Here is a 1,402-nt window from a genome sequence, read left to right as displayed (position 1 = left end):
ATTTTCGGCTGTACCCAATACCGTGGTGCCATTAATAATCTGTTCTGGAGTCCGTTCAATGGACACATAGGGTATTCCCAATGGTCCGGATTCCGCTACGTTGGGATTAGGGTCATTAATAAACTCTAGAGGATTTAAGTCAAAGGTGTCTAAGTCTAAGAAAGGATTAGGGACAAAATCCCGACTTTCCCCAGATATGGTGACGCTTTCGCTAGCGTTAATGGTGATATCTCCAGCATTGCCTATGTTGGTCGTAGCAGTGACAATCTGTCCGCCACTTTCAAGCACCAGGTTATTAAGGTTTAGTGCGATCGCACCGCCATTACTACTAGTCCGCGTAACTGTACCGATAAATCCCCGATTAGCTAGATTCAGTGACCCTTGGGCATTGTTAATGGTAATGTTGCCTCCAAAGCCACTAGTGTCAGCAGCGGAACGAGTCAGAATCCCGCTAAATAACCCATCCTCAGTAAAACCGGAGATATCAATGGCACCATTGGCATTAATCTCAATATCTCCTGATGCCCCATTGCTATTGGTAACGGTTTGAATTCTTGAGCCACCAGTGATGGTAAGAGCGCTAGTGGTTAGCTGAATGTTTCCGCCATTGCCGATGGCTGAGGTTAGTAAATCATTAGCAATCAAACTCTTGTCAATAAGATTGGTATTGCCTCTAGCGTTAATGGTAATGTTGCCAGCTACTGCATCTGGTATCGATGTCCCTGAAGTCAATCCAGCTTGTAAAGTGGATTGAGACATGTCGAAATTCGCACCATTGATGGCAATAGTTCCGCCATTTACTGAGGTCACATCTACCAAGCTACCGTTAGTCAACGAAACATCACCTCGTTGGACTCCATCGGGAAAACTGACCGATGTTGCGCCAGCTCGCGTAACGGTTCCTGAACTGGATAATCCTCCTAATTCCACTTCCCTGGCACTTCAACGGTGGCACCATTGAGGTTAACTTCACCCCCAAGTAAAGCCATGGTTTGCCCAGTGTCGATGCCTAAAGTAGCTCCTATCACGTTGACTGAGCCAGGATTGCTACCATATTGCAAACCAGTGGGAATATTGATGGTTAACAATGGTGGGGCATTTGGATCACTAGCGCTAAAGTTGAAACCATTGTCAAATACCGCACTATCAGCAGTGCTAGCTACAAAGGAGCCTGCCACATCTAAGCGAGAGTTTGCTCCAAATCCAATACCATTGGGATTAAGCAAGAATAAATTAGCGCTACCGTTTACTCCCAAAGTCCCGAGAATTTGAGAGAGGTTGCTACCGGTGACACGAGTCAAAATATTGGTAATGCCATCGGGATTAGCAAAATACACTCGTTGACCATTACCAACATTAAATTCCAGAAAACTGTGGAATAAGTTACTATCTCGTATTGCTC

General features: G+C 45.2%; 1 protein-coding gene and 1 pseudogene. Both read right to left on the bottom strand.

The genetic code is table 11. The features are described 5' to 3' along the window. Positions 1-930 (bottom strand): annotated as a pseudogene (locus F6K51_RS37250) (filamentous hemagglutinin); the annotation flags it as partial. Continuing rightward, positions 921-1,402, bottom strand: a 482-nt coding sequence (locus tag F6K51_RS37245; RefSeq protein WP_293031199.1) for a filamentous hemagglutinin N-terminal domain-containing protein, incomplete at its 5' end; no start/stop codon positions are given. The pseudogene F6K51_RS37250 and the gene F6K51_RS37245, both read right to left, overlap by 10 nt.

The organism is Moorena sp. SIO3I8, assembly GCF_010692325.1.
Taxonomy (GTDB): Bacteria; Cyanobacteriota; Cyanobacteriia; order Cyanobacteriales; family Coleofasciculaceae; genus Moorena.
The sequence above is the reverse complement of the archived record's forward strand: the minus strand, read 5'-3'. Positions and strand labels throughout refer to the sequence as shown.